16 protein-coding genes and 1 pseudogene are annotated in these 19,753 nt (G+C 72.7%); 14 read left to right on the forward strand and 3 right to left on the reverse strand.

Going from position 1 to position 19,753, the window contains the following annotated elements; translation table 11 throughout:
• Positions 1–366 precede the first annotated feature (366 nt).
• From G5C51_RS42795 to G5C51_RS02965, 7 genes and pseudogenes are all read left to right on the forward strand, one after another.
• Positions 367–816: pseudogene (locus G5C51_RS42795) on the forward strand (tetratricopeptide repeat protein); the annotation flags it as partial.
• A 58-nt stretch (positions 817–874) separates the two neighbouring features.
• The gene (locus G5C51_RS02940; protein ID WP_165231052.1) at positions 875–2,839 is read left to right on the forward strand and encodes a beta-ketoacyl synthase N-terminal-like domain-containing protein; all 1,965 of its coding nucleotides are present in this window, start codon (positions 875–877) and stop codon (positions 2,837–2,839) included.
• Complete coding sequence (locus G5C51_RS02945; RefSeq protein WP_165231055.1) at positions 2,836–4,386, forward strand: amino acid adenylation domain-containing protein; 1,551 nt, start codon at positions 2,836–2,838, stop codon at positions 4,384–4,386. The genes G5C51_RS02940 and G5C51_RS02945 overlap by 4 nt, the downstream gene beginning before the upstream one ends.
• A gap of 101 nt (positions 4,387–4,487) precedes the next feature.
• Entirely contained in the window at positions 4,488–5,675 is a 1,188-nt protein-coding gene (locus tag G5C51_RS02950) for an NAD(P)/FAD-dependent oxidoreductase (protein ID WP_165231058.1), read from the forward strand.
• Between the two features lie 48 nt (positions 5,676–5,723).
• Positions 5,724–7,271: a phytoene desaturase family protein gene (locus tag G5C51_RS02955; protein WP_165231061.1), complete on the forward strand. Its 1,548-nt coding sequence runs from the start codon at positions 5,724–5,726 to the stop codon at positions 7,269–7,271.
• A 44-nt stretch (positions 7,272–7,315) separates the two neighbouring features.
• Positions 7,316–7,609, forward strand: a complete 294-nt coding sequence (locus G5C51_RS02960; protein ID WP_165231064.1) for a metalloregulator ArsR/SmtB family transcription factor — start codon at positions 7,316–7,318, stop codon at positions 7,607–7,609.
• Positions 7,606–7,995, forward strand: a complete 390-nt coding sequence (locus G5C51_RS02965; RefSeq protein WP_165231067.1) for a VOC family protein — start codon at positions 7,606–7,608, stop codon at positions 7,993–7,995. Before G5C51_RS02960 ends, G5C51_RS02965 begins: the two co-directional genes overlap by 4 nt.
• On the opposite strand, the gene G5C51_RS02970 is transcribed toward G5C51_RS02965, so the two are convergent.
• Together G5C51_RS02970 and G5C51_RS43955 are read right to left on the reverse strand one after the other, a co-directional pair.
• Positions 7,992–9,089, reverse strand: a complete 1,098-nt coding sequence (locus G5C51_RS02970; RefSeq protein WP_165231071.1) for a serine/threonine-protein kinase — start codon at positions 9,087–9,089, stop codon at positions 7,992–7,994. The two genes, G5C51_RS02965 and G5C51_RS02970, sit on opposite strands and share 4 nt — an antisense overlap.
• Positions 9,086–10,759, reverse strand: coding sequence for a tetratricopeptide repeat protein (locus G5C51_RS43955; RefSeq protein ID WP_165231074.1), 1,674 nt, complete (start codon positions 10,757–10,759; stop codon positions 9,086–9,088). Before G5C51_RS43955 ends, G5C51_RS02970 begins: the two co-directional genes overlap by 4 nt.
• 153 nt (positions 10,760–10,912) lie before the next feature.
• Between G5C51_RS43955 and G5C51_RS02980 the strand changes: the two genes are divergently transcribed.
• Positions 10,913–11,095, forward strand: coding sequence for a hypothetical protein (locus G5C51_RS02980; protein ID WP_165231077.1), 183 nt, complete (start codon positions 10,913–10,915; stop codon positions 11,093–11,095).
• Here the strand turns inward: G5C51_RS02980 and G5C51_RS02985 are convergent.
• Positions 11,092–12,858 (reverse strand): serine hydrolase domain-containing protein, encoded by a 1,767-nt coding sequence (locus G5C51_RS02985; RefSeq protein WP_165231080.1) that lies wholly within the window; start codon positions 12,856–12,858, stop codon positions 11,092–11,094. The two genes, G5C51_RS02980 and G5C51_RS02985, sit on opposite strands and share 4 nt — an antisense overlap.
• A gap of 158 nt (positions 12,859–13,016) precedes the next feature.
• On the opposite strand from G5C51_RS02985, the gene G5C51_RS02990 reads away from it, so the two are divergent.
• From G5C51_RS02990 to G5C51_RS03015, 6 genes are read left to right on the forward strand one after another with little or no spacing between them, the layout of a single operon-like run.
• On the forward strand, positions 13,017–14,120 hold the full coding sequence (locus G5C51_RS02990) for an NAD(P)H-dependent flavin oxidoreductase (protein ID WP_165231083.1): 1,104 nt from the start codon (positions 13,017–13,019) through the stop codon (positions 14,118–14,120).
• Positions 14,117–15,670 carry an acyl-CoA synthetase gene (locus G5C51_RS02995; protein ID WP_165231086.1) on the forward strand — a complete coding sequence of 518 codons (1,554 nt, stop codon included), beginning with the start codon at positions 14,117–14,119 and terminating at the stop codon, positions 15,668–15,670. The genes G5C51_RS02990 and G5C51_RS02995 overlap by 4 nt, the downstream gene beginning before the upstream one ends.
• A 12-nt stretch (positions 15,671–15,682) precedes the next feature.
• Positions 15,683–16,522 carry an alpha/beta fold hydrolase gene (locus tag G5C51_RS03000; RefSeq protein ID WP_165231089.1) on the forward strand — a complete coding sequence of 280 codons (840 nt, stop codon included), beginning with the start codon at positions 15,683–15,685 and terminating at the stop codon, positions 16,520–16,522.
• An 11-nt stretch (positions 16,523–16,533) separates the two neighbouring features.
• Positions 16,534–17,226 (forward strand): alpha/beta fold hydrolase, encoded by a 693-nt coding sequence (locus tag G5C51_RS03005; protein ID WP_165231092.1) that lies wholly within the window; start codon positions 16,534–16,536, stop codon positions 17,224–17,226.
• 32 nt (positions 17,227–17,258) lie between these two features.
• Positions 17,259–18,752, forward strand: coding sequence for an acyl-CoA synthetase (locus G5C51_RS03010; protein WP_165231095.1), 1,494 nt, complete (start codon positions 17,259–17,261; stop codon positions 18,750–18,752).
• Positions 18,753–18,780: 28 nt separating this feature from the next.
• Complete coding sequence (locus G5C51_RS03015) at positions 18,781–19,602, forward strand: endonuclease/exonuclease/phosphatase family protein (protein WP_165231098.1); 822 nt, start codon at positions 18,781–18,783, stop codon at positions 19,600–19,602.
• The last annotated feature ends 151 nt before the right edge of the window (positions 19,603–19,753 follow it).

A 19,753-nucleotide genomic window follows, 5' to 3' on the forward strand; every position in this document is an offset into this window, starting at 1 on the left:
CTCTCATGTTTTGTGTTTTTCAAGAAGAAGACGGCATACGAGTTAGATTCATGTCTCGTGCGCTCGGAGATGTGTAGAAGAGACAGGGGGGCGGCACCCGGGGGCGGGTGGCCGACGCCGCCGGGCGCCGGCGTGGAGCCCGTAACGCCGCTTGAATCCACTGCGGCGCAACCCGGCCCCGGCGGGCCGCTTCCCGCCTGGGCCGCCGGCGTCGACTCCGGCTTGGCGGCGATCGGGCGCCGCGCCCGGCCGACCCCGGCGTCGCCCGTCACCGCGCTCAACGCCGTCTGGACCACCGGCGGCCGGGCCGCGCCTGCCGCCCCCGACCCGCCGGCGGCCGCCCCGGCCCACGACGTCCTCGCCGACCTCGCGCGCCGGCACGAGGCCGGCGTCGCCCTCGGCCGTGCCGAGCGCTGGACCGAGGCCCTCGACCACTACCGCGCGCTCGCCGCCGACCAGGCCCGTATCCACGGCGCCAACGCGCCCGAGACGCTGCGCTCCCGCTACTGCGTCGGCGTCAGCCTCGGCCGGCTCGGCCGCTGGGACGAGGCCCTGGCAGAAGCCGGCGAGGTGCACGCCGCCCGCGACCGGGTCCTCGGCGCCGAGCACCCCGACACCCTGGTGAGCCGCCGCGAGATCGCGGTCGCCCTCGGCTGGCTGGCCCGCTGGCAGGAGGCGCTGCCCCACTACCGCGCCGTCGCCGACGCCCGCACCCGCGTGCTGGGCCCGGCCCACCCCGACACCGAGGCCAGCCGCCAGGACGAGACGGAGTGCCTGCGGCGGCTGGCGGCGGGCCAGGGGACCACGGGCCGGTAATTCGGCGAAGACCGAAACTTATCGCCTCCGTCCGCTGGCTCCTGAACCATGCCTGAACATGAGCGAATCAACGGGGGAAGTGCGCTCGCGTGCGGTGGCGGTGATCGGCATGTCCTGCCGGCTGCCCGGCGCCGTGGGCGCGGACCAGCTCTGGGAGCTGTTGCGCGACGGTGTCGACGCCACCGGCGAGACACCGGCCGAGCGCTATGACGTGGACGCGCTGTACGCACCGAGCCCCCGGTCGGGGGCGATCGGGAGCCGCCGCGCGGGCTATGTGGCGGATATCGCGGGCTTTGACGCCGCGTTCTTCGGGATGTCGGACGGCGAGGCCGCGGCGCTCGACCCGCAGCAGCGGCTGCTGCTGATGACCGCGTGGGAAGCGCTGGAGGACGCGGGCCTGCCCGCGCGGCGGCTGGCGGGCAGCAGGACCGGCGTCTTCGTCGGGAACACCCGCGGCGACCATCTGGAAGGCCAGTTCCGGCAGGGGCTGCGCTCCGTGACCCCGTCCCTGTTCGACAACTTCCGTGCGCTGCTGCCGGCCCGGCTGTCCTACGCCTTCGACTTCCGGGGCCCGAGTCTGCTGGTGGACACGGCCTGCTCGTCCTCTCTGGTCGCCGTCCACACGGCCGTGCAGAGCCTGCGTGCGGGCGAGATCCCGCTGGCGCTGGCCGCCGGGGTCAACCTCGCGCTGCGCCCTGACGAGGGCGTCATGATGACGCAGGCGGGGACGCTGGCCCCGGACGGCCGCAGCAAGTTCGGCGACGCGGACGCCGACGGATTCGCGCCCAGCGACGGCGTGGGTGTCGTCGTCCTCAAGCCCTTGGCCGCCGCGCTCGCCGACGGGGACCGGATACGGGCGGTGATCCAGGGCAGCGCCGTCGGCAACGACGGCCGCACCAGCGGATCGCCCCTCATCCCTTCGCCGGAGGGCCAGACCGACGTGCTCCGGTGGGCCTATGCGGACGCCGGGGTGGCCCCGGCCGACGTGGACTTCGTCGAGGCGCACGGGGCGGGCTCACCGACGTTCGACCCGATCGAGCTGAACGCGATCGGCGAGGTGCTCGGCGAGGGCCGCCCGGCGGACCGGCCCTGCCTCGTCGGCTCGGTCAAGACGAACATCGGCCACGCGGAGGCCGCGGGCGGTATCGCCGGGCTCATCAAGACCGTGCTCAGCCTCGAACACGGCCAGGTCCCGCCCAGCCTCCACCTCAACACCCCGCATCCGCAGGTCGCCTGGGACACGCTGCCGCTGTCCGTACCGGCCGGGCTGGTGGAGCTGCCGGATCGTGGCCGGCCGGCGGTGGCGGGTGTCTCCGGGCAGGGGGCATCCTGTCTGAACGCGCATCTGGTGGTCCGGCAGGCGGATGCGGAAGTCGCTGCCGCCGTCGCGACACCGCAGGAGGACACGGCGTACGTGCTCGCGCTGTCCGCGCGGTCGCCCGCGGCGCTGGAGGAGCTGGCCCGGGCATATGTGGAGTACCTCGGGCCCGGAGGGCCGGGGGCCGGGCACGCCCTCCGCGACATCTGTTTCACCGCGGCGGTACGGCGGGAGCACCATCGCTTCCGGGCGGCCGTCGTGGGGGCTTCGCACGAGGAGCTGATCGCGGCGCTGAGCGAGTCCGGCTCCGACGGTGGCGACGGCTCGGGCAGCGCGGCGAAGGCCGCCCGCCGGTATCGCGCGGGTGAAGTGGTCGACTGGGAGGGGCTGTTCGAGCCTCCGGGCCGCTTCGTTCCTGTGCCCGGTCATCCCTGGCGTATCCGGCACTACGGGCCCGGCGCACCGGCGCCGCGGGCAGCCGCCGGTGACCTCGTGACCAGCGTGCTGCGGGAGCACGCGCGCACCGCCTACTCGGAGAGCTCGCAGCTGTCCGAGATCGGCATCGATTCGCTGGCGAAGGTGCGGATCGTCGTCGACCTGTCCAGCAGGTACGGGCATCAGGTCGACCCGGACGAGCTCGCCGCCCTGCGCTCGGTGGGCGCGCTGCGGCAGTGGCTCCAGGCGGTGGAGGCGCAGTCGGCATGAGCGTTCCGCGGAACCTGTACGAGTGGTTCGCCCGCTCCGCCGACCGCTTCGGCGATGCGCACACCGCGCTGGAGGCGGGCGAAGAGCGGCTGTCGTACGGGGAGTTGCGGCACCTGGCGGAACGGCTCGCGGGCCGGCTGATCGCTGCCAACGGCGGGGTCGCGCCCCGGCGGGTCGGGCTGCTGACGGACCGCTCGGTCACCACGTACGCCGGCTACCTCGCTGTGCTCCGTGCCGGAGCCGCGGTCGTACCGCTCAACCCGGAGTACCCGGCGGCACGCACCAAGGCGATGGCCGCCGCCGCGGGTGTGGACCTGGTGCTGGCCGACCCCCGCGGAGCCGGCTCCGGCCCCGGGGTCCCGCTGCTCGTGGCGGGACCGCGCGACCTGGCGGAGCCCGGCACCGGCGGCGGGCCGGTGCCGCCGTGTCCGTCGTCCGGCGACGACCTCGCGTACGTCATCTTCACCTCGGGCTCGACCGGCGCCCCCAAGGGGCTGCCGATCCGTCACCGGAACGTCTGCGCGCTGCTGTCTCATGCGGTGCCCGGGAGCGAGGCCGGGCCCGGCAGCAGGCTGTCGCAGGCCTGGCCGCTGACGTCGGACGGCGCGGTGTACGACATGTTCGTCGCCTGGGGCTCCGGGGGGACGCTCGTCGTACCGACGGGCGGCCCGCTCCTGTCGCCGGTCTCCTTCATCAACGACCGCCGGATCACGCACTGGTTCTCGGTGCCGTCGCTGATGTCCTTCGCGCTGCGTCTTGGCACGCTGACGCCGGGCGCCATGCCCACGCTGCGCTGGAGCCGGTTCGGCGGCGAGGCGGTTCCGATGGACGCCCTGCGGGCCTGGCAGGCGGCCGCTCCGGACGGACGGCTGGAGGCCGTCTACGGGCCGACCGAAGTCACGGTCATCTCCACCGGTTACCGGTTTCCGCGCTCCGTGGCGGACTGGCCCCTGACACCCAACGGAACGGCTCCGATCGGCACGGGCTTCCCCGCCGTGGAAACCGCCCTCCTGGACGAGAACGGGAATCCCGGCACCACCGGCGAGCTGTATCTCCGGGGACCGCAGCGCTTCCCCGGCTACCTGGACGCGCGGGACAACGCCGGGCGGTTCGCCCTGCTCGACGAGGGCGACGCGGCCGCTCCTCCCGCCCGCCCGCACCCGACCGAGCGGCACTGGTACCGCACCGGAGACCGTGTGACCCTGCGCGACGGTCAGCTGGTGCACCTGGGGCGTACGGACCACCAGGTCAAGATCAGGGGACACCGCATCGAGCTGGAGGAGATCGAGGCGGCCCTGCGGGAGGTGAACGCCGTACGGGATGCGGTCGTCCTGGCCGTACCGGGCCCGGACGGGGAGCCCGAACTGGCCGCGGCGGTCACCGGCAGCGCCGGCTCCGGCCCGATCCATGACGCCCTGGCCACCCGCCTGCCAGCGCACATGCTCCCGCACCGGATCACCGCCTTCGCCCAGCTGCCGCTCAACTCGAACGGCAAGCTCGACCGGCACGCCCTGCGCGCGGCGCTCACCGGGGTGCCCCGGCGCTGACGCCGGCCGCATCCGAAACCCGACAGCTCCGAAGCCCGACAGCTCCGAAGCCCGACAGCCTCCGAAACCCGACAGCTCCGAAGTCCCGAGCGAGGTCCGCCATGTTCGATGCCATCGTGGTCGGCGCCCGCTGCGCCGGGTCACCCACGGCCATGCTGCTCGCTCGCGCCGGCTATCGCGTGCTGCTGCTCGACCGGGCGTCCTTCCCCTCCGACACCCTCTCCACCCACCTCATTCACCAGCCCGGCGTCGCGGCACTCGCCCGCTGGGGGCTGCTCGACGCCGTCCGGGCCTCCGGCTGCCCGCCGCTGGACCGCGCGGTCTACGAGGTGGCGGACATCCGCCTCGAAGGATGCGCGCGGGGCGTGCAGGGCCAGCGCTCCGGTTACGCCCCGCGCCGCCGCGTCCTGGACGCCGTGCTGGTGGACGGGGCGCTAGCGGCCGGCGTCGAGCTGCGCACCGGCTGCGCGGTGACGGGACTGCTGCGCGACCGCCTGGGACGCGTGACCGGCGTGGAAGGACGGCGAGGCGGCCGGCCCTTTGCCGAGCGGGCCCGCCTGGTGATCGGCGCGGACGGCATGCGCTCCACCGTCGCCCGGCTCTGCGACGCCCCCTTCACGGCGCGGCACCCCAAGCTGACGTGCGCCTACTACACGTACTGGGAGGACGTCACGGCGGCACTGGAGCTGTACGAGATACCGGACGGCTGGGTCGGCGCGGTGCCCACCAACGACGACGCCACCCTCGTACTCGCCTACTTCCCGCAGTCCCGCTTCCGCGATATCCGCACCGGCATCCACCGCGCCTATGCGGACCAGATACGCCGCTGCGCGCCCGCCCTGCACGAACGGCTGGCGGGCAAACGCCCCCTCGAGCGCCTCCGGGGAACCGGCGACCAGCAGAACTTCTTCCGCCGGCCGGCCGGCGCCGGCTGGGCCCTGGTCGGCGACGCCGGACACCACAAGGACTCCATCACCGCCCGCGGCATCTCCGACGCCTTCCAGCAAGCGGAATCCCTGGTCCGCCACATCGGCGCGCACCTGGACGGCGCCCCGCCGACCCTCGACGGGGCGCTGGGCGCGTACGCCGCGGAGCGGGACGCCGCCCTGCTCCCGGGCTACGAGGCCACCCTGGCGGTGGCCCGGCTGACACCCCACGAGCAACGCCTCGCCCTGCTGCGCGCGGTGCGCTCGGACCCGGAACTCACATCGATCTACTTCGACATGGTCGCCGGCATCGCCTCCGCGGAGGCCCTCTACACCCCGAAACTGCTCGCCCTGCTCTCGTGACGGCATCCCTTCCTGGCCTGCGGGGACCCCCGCGTGTTACGAAGGGCCATGCGCACCACCTCGTACGACGCCGTCATCGTCGGCGGCGGTCACAACGGCCTCACCGCCGCCGCCTACCTCGCCCGCGCCGGGCGCTCCGTCCTGGTGCTGGAGCGCCTGGACCGGACCGGCGGCGCCGCCGTCTCCACCCAGGCCTTCGCCGGCGTCGACGCCCGCCTCTCCCGGTACTCGTACCTGGTCAGCCTGCTGCCACAGAAGATCGTCGACGACCTGGGGCTGCGCTTCGCGGTGCGCAAGCGCGAGGTGTCCTCCTACACCCCGACCCGGCGCGGCGGCCGGGACACCGGCCTGCTGGTGGAGCGCTCCGCCGCCGCCACCCGGGAGTCCTTCGCCCGGCTGACCGGCGACGACCGCGAGTTCGAGGCCTGGCAGCGCTTCTACGGCAGCACGCAGCGGCTCGCGGAGCGGGTCTTCCCGACCCTGACCGAGCCGCTGCCCAGCCGCGGCGAGCTGCGTGAGCGGATCGGCGACGCCGCCGCCTGGGAGGCCTTCTTCGAGCGGCCGCTCGGCGAGATCGTCGAGGCGACCTTCGCCGACGACCTGGTCCGCGGCGTCGTCCTCACCGACGGCCTCATCGGCACCTTCGCGAGCGCCCACGACCCGTCGCTGCGGCAGAACCGCTGCTTTCTCTACCACGTGATCGGCGGCGGCACCGGCGACTGGGATGTGCCGGTGGGCGGCATGGGCGCGCTCACCGACGCTCTCGCCGGCGCCGCCCGTACGGCCGGGGCCGAGCTCGCCACCGGCTGCGAGGCCACCGCGATCGCCACCGACGGCCGCACGGCCGAGGTCACGTACCGGACGGCGGACGGCGAGGCCACGGTCGCCGCCCGGCACGTCCTGGTCGGCGCCTCACCGCAGGCGCTCGCCGAGCTGCTCGGCGACCCGGCGCCGGAACCCGCCGAGGGCGCCCAGCTCAAGGTCAACATGCTGCTGCGCCGCCTGCCCCGCCTGAAGGACCGGGACGTGGACCCGCGGCAGGCGTTCGCGGGCACCTTCCACATCGCCGAGGACTACGGGCAGCTGGAGACCGCCTACCGTCAGGCCGCCGCCGGCGAGCTGCCGCAGGCCCCGCCGAGCGAGATCTACTGCCACTCGCTCACCGACCCGTCCATCCTCGGCGCCGACTTGGTCCGCGACGGCTACCAGACCCTCACCCTCTTCGGCCTGCACGCCCCGGCCCGGCTCTTCGCGGCCGACAACGACTCGGCCCGCGACGCCCTGCTCAAGGCCACCGTCGCTCAGCTCGACGCCGTCCTCGATGAGCCGCTCGCCGACGTCCTGGCCACCGACGCCGACGGCCGCCCGTGCATCGAGGCCAAGACCCCCCTCGACCTGGAACGGGACCTGCGGCTGCCCGGCGGCAACATCTTCCACCGCGACCTGTCCTTCCCGTACGCCTCTGAGCAGGCGGGCCGCTGGGGCGTGGAGACCGCGCACTCCAACGTGCTGCTCTGCGGCGCGGGCGCCGTCCGCGGCGGCGGCGTCAGCGGCATTCCCGGGCACAACGCGGCCATGGCGGTACTGGAAGCGTGACCCCCGACTTGATAGGCAAGTGAAGACTTGCCTATGGTGGAGGCGTGCCGGATGACCTTTTCAAGGCGCTGGCCGACCCGACCCGCAGAACGATCATGGACGAGCTGACGGAGCGGAACGGCCAGACCCTGTTCGAGATCTGCGCGCGGCTCACGACCAAGCACGGCCTGGCGTCGTCGCGCCAGGCGATCAGCCAGCACCTCGCCGTGCTGGAGTCCGCGGGCTTGGTCCGCACCCGTCGCCAGGGCCGCTACAAATTCCACGACCTCACCACCGAACCGCTCGAGCACATCGTCACCCGCTGGCTCGAGCCCCACGCACCGGAGACCGGAACATGAAGATCCACCTGTCGAGCGTCATGGTCGACGACCAGGACAAGGCCCTCAGCTTCTACACCGAGGTGCTCGGCTTCGTGAAGAAGCACGACATCCCGATGGGCGGCCCCCGCTGGCTGACCGTCGTCTCGCCCGAGAACCCCGACGGCACCGAGCTGGTCCTGGAGCCGGACGGCCACCCCGCCGCGAAGCCCTTCAAGGAGGCCCTGGTCAAGGACGGCATCCCGTTCACCACCTTCCTCGTGGAGGACGTGCAGGCGGAATACGAGCGACTGCGCGACCTCGGCGTCGAGTTCACCCAGCAGCCGGCGGACATGGGCACGGTGATCACCGCGGTGTTCGACGACACCTGCGGCAACCTCCTCCAGATGCACCAGATGAAGAGCTAGTCGGGCCGCCGACCGTCCGGCTCCACTTCACCGGACCGGGGGTGGCGGGGCGCGAAGGCGGTGGCCGGCCGTCGTGGGATGTAGCTGCGTGGCTGTGCCGGGTCGGGGCGGGAGGTCAGTGCCAGCGTCCCGGCCGTGCCGGTCGTACGCGGCATGGCCGGGGCCGCGGCCGTCGGAGCGGACGATGCGGCCGGCTCGTCGCGCGGCGGGGGCTCCGGCCGCTCCCGTACGGTCTCCTGCGCCTGCCATCGGTGGGGCCCGGCCAAAGCCGTCAGCTCGTGGATCACTGTGGCCGCCGGGGGACGTGCGTCCGGGTTTTTCTGCAGCAGGGCGGTCAGGAGCGGTGCCAGCGGCCCCGCGGATGCGTCGATCTCGATCGAGTCGGTGACGACGGCGGTCAGGACCGCCCAGGTCGATGTGCGCTGGAACGGATCGTGGCCCATGGTCCCGTGGTACAGCGTCGCGCCCAGGGACCAGAGGTCGGAGGCCGGACCCGGCGGCTGCCCCTTGACTCGCTCCGGCGCCAGGTAGCCGACCGTGCCGATGACCGCTCCGGTCGAGGTCAGGGTCGTGTCGCCGGGTTCTTCGAGCACGGCGATCCCGAAGTCCATCAGGACTACGCGCCCGCCCGGTTCCAGCATGACGTTCGCCGGCTTGACGTCGCGGTGCAGCACTCCGGCCGCATGCACCTCGCGCAGCGCGGTGGCCAGGCCGAGGCCGATGTGCACCATGTCCGCGACGGGCAGCGGCCCCTCCTCGCGCACCATGTGCGCCAGGGTGGCCCCCGCGACGAGCTCCATCACGAGCCACAGCCGGCCGTCCTGGTGCACGACATCGTAGATCCGTACGACATTGGGGTGATCGATACGCGCGGCCGCGCGCGCCTCGCGGCGGGCCCGTTCGTAGCGCATGTCGATGCCGGCGTCGTCGTCGCCGTCAAGGCCGCCCATCTCCTTGATGGCGACGATGCGGCCGAGGACCTCGTCCCGGGCCCGCCAGACCTGGCCCATGCCGCCCCGGCCGATCTGCTCGGTCAGCTGGTAGCGCCCTGCGATGAGGTGGGACCGGTAGCCGCCCGCTGCCTGTGGGCTCATTCCTGCGACCTCCCCTGCCAGAAGGCGAGTTGGTGACGGATGGCCCGGGTGTGCGGGTGCCGGCGGCCCAGCACCCGGACCGTCACCGGGAACAGCTCGGTCAGATGCGTCGCCGCGCCCGCCGGGTCGCCCGCCACTCCGCGCCAGGTGGCCAGGTTGTGCCGGATGATCAGGGTGTACGCATGGTCGGGCCCCAGCACCCGCAGCGCGTCCGGCAGTAGGCCTGCGAGCTCCGCCACCGCCTCGCCCACCTCGCCCGAGACGCCCAGCCACTGCGCCAGATCGCTCCGGGTGGCGAGGGTGTCCGGATGGCCGGCCCCCAGCACCCGCTCCTGGTGACGGAGCAGCCCGCGCAGCGCGGACACGGCGCTGTCCGCGTCCCCGGCCTCGCCCCGCCACACGGCAAGGCCATGGCGTACGGCAAGGGTGTCGGGGTGATCCGCGCCGAGAATCCGCATCGCGTCGGGAAGGAGCGCGGACAGACCCGCCACCGCGCCGTGGGCGTCGCCCGCGGCTCCCTGCCAGTGGGCGAGGTTGTGGCGGGTGGCGAGGGTGTCGCGGTGATCGTGCCCCAGGATGCGTTCGCGGTGCGGCAGCAATTCGGTGAGCGCGGCTACGGCCGCGGCGGCGTTGCCTGCCTCGCCCTGCCAGGCGGCCAGGTTGTGCCGGGCGGTCAGGGTGTCCGGGTGATCCGCCCCCAGCAGGCGGCGCTGGGCGACCACGAGCCCGGAATAGAGGCGGACCGCGTCGGTGGCGCGGAATGCGTCCCCGGCCGCGGCTGCTTCCGTCCACATCTCCCTGAGGTCGTCCATGTTCACGGCCTCGGCGCCCGCGTGGGCAGCAAGACGTGCCGTCATGGTCGGGTCGTCCGCGGCGTGGCCTCCCCGAGCCCCGGCGTCTGCTTGACCTGCGTTGTCCGGGACAGGACCGCCGTCCGCAGCGTTGTCCGCCTTGTTCGCGTGGCCGTTGACCTTGTCCGGGACAACGCCGGACAACCCCAGCGACTCCAGCTGCTGGGTCAGATGCCGCACCCGGCCGCGCTCACGTGCCGCGGACTGTTCGGCCTCCGAGTGCTGCGCCACGGCCTGGTCGCGCTCGGCCTCGGCCCGCTCCAGCGCCTCACGGATCCGGAGCAGCTCGCGGGTATGCCGCTGCTCCAGCTTCAGCCGCTTGCGCTCACTCTTGAGCCTGGCGACCTCGAGCTCGAGCTCCGCGCGGCGCTGCATGAGCCGCAGTACCTCCGTGCCCGGCCCATAGGGAGACGGCGTCAGGGCGCCGGTGAGGTCGTGGCTTGCGGCCGGGGAAGGGGGTGCGGCGAAAGAGCCGTCCGCTCCCGCTATCACCGGGTGCTCGTACGGATGGCGGCCCGCGGACAGTGAGCGACGGGCCGCGCTCAGCAGCTTCAGTGCTCGCTTCTCGTCACGTTCGTTGAGCGATGCCTCCGCGGCCGTGGCACGAATGAGCGCCACGACGAAGGACTCCCCGGGCACCTTGCCGCTGAGGAACTCCGAGATCTGGGTGCGCGACACGTAAACATCGCTGGTCAGCTCGCGGTACGTCTTGCCGCTCCGGTCGACCCGCTCGCGCAGGAAATGGGCCAGCTCGTGGACCTCTTGGGTGGCCGCGCGAATGGGCCCTCGGGGGCGTCCGCCCTTCGACTCCGAGACCACACCGACCCCCAACCCGCGCTCGTGCTGCCCCTTTCGTCCCGGACAACGTCCGGACGATCCCGACCTACTCCCGGACGGGGGTGGCCAACCAACGGGCGGGTCATGGTCATTGGCACCTGCTCAAAGCCCGCGTAGTGGACCAAGGAGACCATGATGCCCGTTCAGAGCCGTCCTCATGCCACACCCCGCAAGCCGTCGGGACCCGGCTGGCCGTACGTCGTCCTCAGCGTTCTGCTGGCCGCGATCGGCAACAACTGGACTCCGGACGAGGTGCGCACCCTCGGCTACGTCCTGCTCGCCATCGTCGCCGTCGGATACGCCGCCTCGCGCGACTAGTCGGCCGAGGCCGTCCACCCCTTCGCCTCGATACGGGACGCGTCCCCACGCCGCGAGTCGTCGAAGAGGATGTCGTCCCCGGCGGTGACGCGGACGGCGTCCACGTAGACGCCGCGGCCGACGTAGCGCAGGTCCGTGACGTAACGCCAGCGCAGGCGTACCGACTTGCCGTGCCAGTCGGTGAGCGGGGCTGCTGCCCGGTGCCAGACGCGGCCCGACCAGCCGTCGACCGCGCCGTCGGGGTGTGCCTTCGGGTCCTGGCCGCGGGCCTGGGTCGTGAAGGGCACGGTGGTCCACGTCGCGCCGTCGTCCGCGGAGGCCTCCAGGGAGACCGCGTCGGCGGCCGGTTCGGTGTCCCACCACAGGCCGAAGCGGAGTTGCGTGGCCGGGCCGGGGACGGCGAGCGCGGGCAGCGTCAGCGTCGCCTCCGTCTGACTGGCCATGCCGGAGAACCAGGCCTTCTCGCCGGACAGCGGGCGCACCGGGACCGCCCGCGCCAGGTCGTTCGCCGTGGCGACGCGCGGGGCGCTGCCGGAGCGCCAGGAGCGGACGGGGTGGACCGAGTTGCCGAGCAGCACGAGGAAGGAGTCGGTGCTCGGGTCGAGGACCAGTGAGGTGCCGGTGAAGCCGGTGTGGCCCGCCGTGCCGGGCGTGGCCATCGCGCCCATGTACCAGTGCTGGTAGAGCTCGAAGCCGAGGCCGTGCTCGTCGCCGGGGAAGTCCGTGTTGAAGTCCGTGAACATCAGGTCCACGGACTCCTGCTTCAGGATCCGCTTCCGGCCGTACGAGCCGCCGTTGAGCAGGGTGCGCGCCAGCACCGCCAGGTCCCAGGCGCAGGAGAAGACCCCCGCGTGGCCGGCGACGCCGTCGAAGGAGAAGGCGTTCTCGTCGTGCACCTCGCCCCACACCAGGCCGCGGTCCAGGCCCGACCAGGGCTTGCGGGCGTCCTCGGTGGCGGCGATCTTCGGCTGCCAGTGGGCGGGCGGGGTGAAGCGGGTCCTGGTCATGCCCAGCGGCCCGGTGATCTCGTCGTGCAGCAGCACGTCCAGCTTCTTGCCGGTGACCTTCTCCAGCACCAGCTGGAGCGAGATCAGATTCAGGTCGGAGTAGAGGTACTTGGTGCCCGGCGGGCTGGCGAGGGGCTGGTTCCACAGCCGCTGCAGCTTCGCCTCCCAGGTGGGCTCGGCGTACAGCGGGATCCACGAGGTGAAGCCGGAGGTGTGGGTCAGCAGCTGCCGTATCGTCACGGCCTCCTTGCCGGCCGCGCCGAACTCCGGCAGATATGAGGCGACCGCGGCCTCCAGCTCGACCTTGCCGCGCTCGATCTGCTGGACGGCGAGCAGCGAGGTGAAGAGCTTGGAGACCGACGCCAGGTCGAAGACCGTGTCCAGCGCCATGTCGATCTGCTTGTCCGGCGGGAATTCGATCCCCGTGTCCGTGGCCTCGTCGTAGCGCTGATAGCGCACGGCCTTGCCGATCGCCTTCTCCAGCGCGACCGTACGGCCCCGGCCCGCGAGCATCACCGCGCCCGCGTACCAGGGGTACTTGGGGGAGGGGCCGAGGAACGTCCGCGCGTCCTCGACCAGCTTGTCCAGCCACTCCTGCAGCAGCCCCGCCTGTCGTGCGGAGCCGCGGCGCAGCGTGCCGCCGCTCCCGGCTTCCGTGTTCTCCACCGCACCAGCTGTACCCGATCCGAGCGCCGCCACTACCACCGCCCCGCCGAACGCCGCGCCCAGCTGTCTGCGTGTGAGCCCCTCCGCCATTCCGGCCACCCCTCCCGCGCTCCTGAAAAATTCTTCCAACTTCCCACGCCCGCCCGAAACTTTCTGCCGGAGCCGTGCCCCTGTCAAGAGGCCAAGGAATCTGACGCAGTGTCAGAAAACCTCTTCCTTCGTCCGGCCCGCTGCGGCATCCTGCGCCCATGCAGACGGAACTGAGCAGGAAGCTGGGCATCGAGCACGCCGTCTTCGGCTTCACGCCGTTCCCGGCGGTGGCCGCGGCGATCACCCGGGCGGGCGGCATGGGCGTGCTGGGCGCGGTCCGCTACGGCGCCGGCGAGGAGCTGGCGCGGGACCTGGACTGGATGGAGGAGCACACCGACGGCAAGCCCTACGGCGTCGACGTCGTCATGCCGGCCAAGAAGGTCGAGAACGTGTCGATCGCCGACGTCGAGGCCATGATCCCGGAGGGCCACCGGAAATACGTGGCGGAGACCCTCGCCAAGTACGACGTCCCCGCCATGGAGGGCGAGTCCGGCTGGCGGATCACCGGCTGGATGGAGGCGGTCGCCCGCTCGCAGGTCGACGTCGCCCTCGAATACCCCGTCAAGCTGATCGCCAGCGCCCTCGGCTCGCCACCGCCCGACGTGATCGAGCGGGCGCACGACCGTGGCATGCTCGTCGCCGCCCTCGCCGGCTCCGCCCGGCACGCCGAGCGTCACCAGGAGGCGGGCCTCGACATCGTCGTCGCCCAGGGCTATGAGGCCGGCGGCCACACCGGCGAGATCGCGTCCATGGTCCTCACCCCAGAGGTCGTACGGGCCGTCTCCCCGCTGCCCGTCCTGGCCGCCGGCGGCATCGGCAGCGGCGAGCAGATCGCCGCGGGCCTGGCCCTCGGCGCCCAGGGCGTATGGCTCGGCTCGATCTGGCTCACCACCACCGAGGCCGAGATGCACTCCCGCGCGCTGACCGAGAAGCTCCTCGCCGCCGGCTCCGGCGACACCGTCCGCTCCCGCGCGCTGACCGGGAAGCCCGCCCGCCAGCTGCGCACCGAGTGGACCGACGCCTGGGACAGCCCGGACGGGCCCGGCACGCTGCCGATGCCGCTGCAGGGCCTGCTGGTCGCGGACGCGGTGTCCCGCATCCAGAAGTACGAGGTGCAGCCGCTGCTCGGCACCCCGGTCGGGCAGATCGTCGGCTCCATGAACACAGAACGCAGCGTGCAGCAGGTCTTCGACGACCTCACCCGCGGCTTCGAGCGCGCGGTGGACCGTATCAACGAGATCGCCGGGAGGAACGACGCATGACAGCGCAGGCCCCCAACGGCTTCTGGGCGCAGGCCGCGGCCGACCCCGACCGGGTGGTGCTGATCGCCCCCGACGGCGAGGAGTGGACCGCCGCGCGGCTGCATGGCGAGTGCAACCGGCTGGTGCACGGTCTGCGCGCGGCGGGCCTGACCGCCGGCGATGCCTTCGCCGTCGTGCTGCCGAACGGCCCGGAACTCTTCACCGCCTACCTGGCCGCCTTCCAGGCGGGCTTCTATCTGGTGCCGGTCAACCACCACTTCGTCGGCCCGGAGATCGCCTGGATCGTCTCCGACTCCGGCGCCAAGGTCCTCATCGGGCACGACCGCTTCGCCGCCGAGGTGACGGCGGCCGCGGACGAGGCGGGACTCGCGGCCGAGGGCCGGTACGCGGTCGGCGAGGTGCCGGGCTTCCGGCCGTACGGCGATCTCCTCGCCGGGCAGCCGGACACCCCGCCCGAGGACCGCACCATGGGCTGGGTCATGAACTACACCTCCGGCACCACGGGCCGGCCGCGCGGCATCCGGCGCCCGCTGAGCGGTAAGCCGCCGGAGGAGAACTACCTCGGCGGCTTCCTCGGCATCTTCGGTGTCCGGCCCTTCGACGACAACGTGCACCTGGTCTGCTCGCCGCTCTACCACACGGCCGTGCTGCAGTTCGCGGGCGCGTCCCTGCACATCGGGCACCGGGTGGTGCTGATGGACAAGTGGACCCCCGAAGAGATGCTGCGGCTGATCGACACGTACCGGTGCACCCACACGCACATGGTCCCGACCCAGTTCCACCGGCTGCTGGCGCTGCCGGAGGACGTACGGGCGCGCTACGACGTGTCCTCGATGCGGCACGCCATCCACGGCGCCGCGCCCTGCCCGGATCATGTGAAGCGGGCGATGATCGACTGGTGGGGGACCTGCGTCGAGGAGTACTACGCGGCCAGTGAGGGCGGCGGCACGTACGCCACCGCCGAGGACTGGCTGAAGCGGCCCGGGACGGTCGGCAAGGCCTGGCCGATCAGCGAGATCGCGATCTTCGACGACGACGGGAAGCGGCTGCCTGCCGGGGAGCTCGGCACCGTCTACATGAAGATGTCGACCGGCGGCTTCGCTTACCACAAGGACGAGGGGAAGACGCGGAAGAACCGGATCGGGGAGTTCTTCACCGTCGGGGACCTCGGCTATCTGGACGAGGACGGCTATCTCTTCCTCCGCGACCGCAAGATCGACATGATCATCTCGGGCGGGGTCAACATCTACCCGGCCGAGATCGAGTCCGCGCTGCTCACCCACCCCGCGGTCGCGGACGCCGCGGCCTTCGGCATCCCGCACGACGACTGGGGCGAGGAGGTCAAGGCCGTCGTCGAGGCGGCCGAGGGCCAGCAGCCCGGGCCGGAGCTGGCGGCGGCGATCCTGTCCCACTGCGAGCAGCAGCTCGCCGGCTACAAGCGGCCGAAGTCGGTGGACTTCGTCGACCACATGCCGCGCGACCCCAACGGCAAGCTCTACAAGCGCCGGCTGCGAGACCCTTATTGGGTGGGGCGGGAGCGCAAGGTCTGACACGATCGGCGGATGCCGATCTTCACCTCGTACGACGGGACTCAGCTCGCCTACCACGAGGAGGGCGAAGGACCGCCGCTCGTCTGCCTGCCCGGCGGGGCGATGCGGGCGTCGGAGTACCTCGGCGACCTGGGCGGGCTGACCGCCCACCGGACGCTGCTCCGGCTCGACCTGCGCGGTACGGGGGAGTCGGCGGTGCCGGCCGACGCGGGGACGTACCGCGTCGACCGGCAGGTCGCCGACGTCGAGGCGCTCCGGGCCCACCTCGGGCTCGACGCGGTCGACCTGCTCGCCCACTCGGCGGGGGCGGTGCTGGCCACGCGGTACGCCTTCGCGCACCCGGAGCGGATCCGGCGGCTGGTGCTCGTCACGCCCGGGATGTGGAACCTCGGGCTCGGCGACGATCTTGGTATGCGCCGCGAGGCGCTGGAGCTGCGTACCGACGAGCCCTGGTACCCGGAGGCGAAGGCGGCCCTGGACGCGCTGGCGGCGGGGGAGGCGCCGGGGCCTGAAATCATGGACGCGGTCCGGCCGCTCACCTACGGCCGGTGGGACGCGGCCGCGCAGGCGCATGCCGCCGGGCGGACGCGGCAGTTCAACTTCGAGGCCGCCGCGGCCTTCGCGGGCGCCGACGACCCGGACGCCTCCCGCGCGGCGGCGGCCCGCCTCGCCGCCCCCGTCCTGGTCCTCGCCGGTGAGCTCGACGGCTATCCGCGCCCCCGCACCGCCCGCGAGGCGGCCGCGCTCTTCCCGGCCGGCGAGGCCGCCGCGCTGCCCGGCGCCGCGCACTATCCGTGGCTCGATGCCCCCACCCGCTTCACCGCTGTGGTCGAGGGCTTCCTGGCCGGGTAGCGTCGGCACGTATGAGCGAGCTGATCACGGTCCGGGGGAGCGGCGCCACCATCGCGGCGCGCCGCTGGGGCCGCGCCGAGGCGCCGCCCCTGGTCCTGCTGCACGGGCTCGGCGCCAGCGGCGCCGACTGGGACCGCATCGCGCCGCACCTCGCGGCCCACTGGCAGGTCTTCGCCGTCGATCTGCGCGGGCACGGCTACAGCGACTGGCCGGGGGAGTACGCCTTCCCGCAGTTCGGCGAGGACGTCGCCGGCTTCATCGGCGGCCTCGGCCTCGGCCCCGTACACCTCGTCGGACACTCGCTCGGCGGCATCGCCGCCCAGTTCGTCGCCGTCCGCCGGCCCGACCTGGTCCGCCGCCTGGTCCTGGAGGAGGCGCCCGCCTTCGTCCCGGCCGTGCCGCCGCAGGAGGTGCCGCCGCGGCCCGAGGACCCGGGCTTCGACTGGGAGGCGAAGGTCCAGATCGTGCCGCAGCGCAATGAGCCGGACCCGCGCTGGTACGAGCAGATCGCCGACATCACCGCGCCCACGCTGCTGATCTGGGGCGGCGAGGACAGCTTCCTGCCGGAGGCCGACCTCAAGGACGCCGCCGCCCGCATCCCCGACGCCCGGCTGATCACCATCGGGGGCGGGCATCTGGTGCACGCCACCCGCCCGGACGAGTTCGTCGCGGCCGTACGCGAGTTCCTGCTGCTCGCGTCTTGATAACCGCGCCGTACCACCGCAGGCTGACGGCCATGACGGGAGTGCGGAGCAATACGGTCGACGGGGTGCTGCGGCGCAGCGCCGGACGGGTGCCGGAGCGGACGGCGGTGATCTACGGTGAGCGCGCCTGGACGTACGCCGAACTGGACGCGGCCGTGTCCGCCGCGGCGGGCGTGCTGCGCGCGGAAGGGCTCACGCCCGGCGACCGGGTGGCGAGCTACGGGCATAACTCCGACGCGTATCTGATCGGCTTCCTGGCCTGCGCCCGCGCGGGTCTGGTGCACGTGCCGGTGAATCAGCACCTGGTGGGCGAGGACCTCGGGTACCTGATCACGCAGTCCGGCTCGTCCCTCGTCCTCGCCGACCCGGACCTTGCCGAGCGGCTGCCCAAGGGCGTACGCACCCTGCCGCTGCGCGACCACGACGACTCGCTGCTGGCCCGGCTCACCACCGCCGCGCCGCTGGACGAGGCAGGGCCCGGCGGCCAGGAACTCGTCCAGCTCCTCTACACCTCCGGAACCACCGCCCTCCCCAAGGGCGCGATGATGACCCACGCCGCCCTGGTGCACGAGTACGTCAGCGCGATCACCGCCCTGGAGCTGCACGAGGACGACCGCCCGGTGCACTCGCTGCCGCTCTACCACTCGGCGCAGATGCACGTCTTCCTGCTCCCGTATCTGGCCGTCGGCGCGCAGAACACCATCCTGGACGCCCCCGACGGCGACCGGATCTTCGACCTCGTCGAGGCCGGGGAGGCGGACAGTCTCTTCGCGCCGCCGACCGTGTGGATCGCGCTCGCCGGGCGCGACGACTTCGACAGCCGCGACCTGAGCGCGCTGCGCAAGGCGTACTACGGCGCCTCGATCATGCCGGTCCCGGTGCTGGCGCGGATCCAGGAGACGCTGCCGGGCCTGCGCTTCTTCAACTGCTTCGGGCAGAGCGAGATCGGCCCGCTCGCCACCGTGCTGCGGCCCGAGGAGCACGAGGGGCGGATGGACTCCTGCGGGCGCCCGGTGCTCTTCGTCGAGGCCCGGGTCGTCGACGAGTCCGGCAAGGACGTGCCCGACGGGCAGCCCGGCGAGGTCGTCTACCGCTCCCCGCAGCTGTGCGAGGGCTACTGGGACAAGCCCGAGGAGACCGAAGCCGCCTTCCGGGACGGCTGGTTCAGGTCCGGCGACCTCGTCGTACGGGACGCCGAGGGCTATCTCACCGTCGTCGACCGGGTGAAGGACGTCATCAACTCCGGCGGCGTGCTGGTCGCCTCCAGGCAGGTCGAGGACGTCCTCTACACCCACCCCGCGGTCGCCGAGACCGCCGTCGTCGGGCTGCCGGACGAGCGCTGGATCGAGGCCGTCACGGCCGTCGTCGTGCCGCGCGGCGAGGTCACCGAGGACGAGCTGATCGCGTACGCGCGCGAGCGGCTGGCCGGTTTCAAGGCGCCGAAGCGCGTCGTCCTGGCCGACAGCCTGCCCCGCAACGCCAGCGGGAAGATCCTCAAGCGGGAGTTGCGGGACTCGTTGGCCTAGGTCATTCCGCTTGACGGATACTGGCAGCGTGATACGCGTCATGACCTGGAATGTGTGGTGGCGCTTCGGTGCCTGGCAGGAGCGGGCGAAAGCCATCCTCGACACCCTGCGGCAGGAGCGGCCCGACGTCCTCGGGCTGCAGGAGGTGTGGGGCCGCGACGGGAACAACCTCGCCGGCTGGCTGGCCGACGAACTCGGCATGCACTGGGCGTGGTCCCCCTCTCCGCAACCCGGCCGCTGGCAGCGCCGCATCGACGATCCCGGCATCGACGTGGGCAATGCCGTGCTCAGCCGCTGGCCGATCACCTCGCACGAGGCGCGACGGCTGCCGGCGGGGGAGGAGCCGGACGACGGGCAGACCGCGCTGTTCACGGCGATCGAGGCGCCGGGTGGGGTGCGGCTCCCGTTCTTCACCACGCACCTGCTGTCCACCGGATACGCCTCCGCCACGCGCTGCGCGCAGGTCCGCGCGCTGGCGGAGTTCGTGGCGGAGCGGCGCGGCGAGGGCCCGTATCCGCCGGTCGTGACGGGCGATTTCAACGCCGAGCCGGACTACGATGAGATGCGCCTGATATGCGGCGTACAAACGGCGCCCGCCGTCCCCCGCCAGATCCTCCTGGACGCCTGGCGCTACGCCGACCCCGGACAACCCTGGCAGACCTGGGACATGACCAACCCACACGCGGCAGCCCACCTGGAGTGGGACGCCCGCATCGACTACGTCCTGCTCGGCCCGCCGGGGCCCGGCGGCGCCGGCCACGTCCGCGCCATCCGCCGCTCCGGCGACACCCCGGTGGACGGGGTCTGGCCGTCCGACCACTGCGCGGTGGTCGCCGACCTGGCGTCGTAGCGCCGCCGACACCGAGTGCCGTTGACTCATTTCTGCGGCGGTAGACCTTTCGTGCCGACACCCCTGAAACGCCAATAGAGCAGTATCCGGTAGAGCGCTCGTAATCCACTACTGCACCCCATCGCAGCAGGAGCCACTGCAGCCCCAACTA

Origin of the sequence: Streptomyces coryli (assembly GCF_011044975.1) — a bacterium.
Classification (GTDB): Bacteria; Actinomycetota; Actinomycetes; order Streptomycetales; family Streptomycetaceae; genus Streptomyces; species Streptomyces coryli.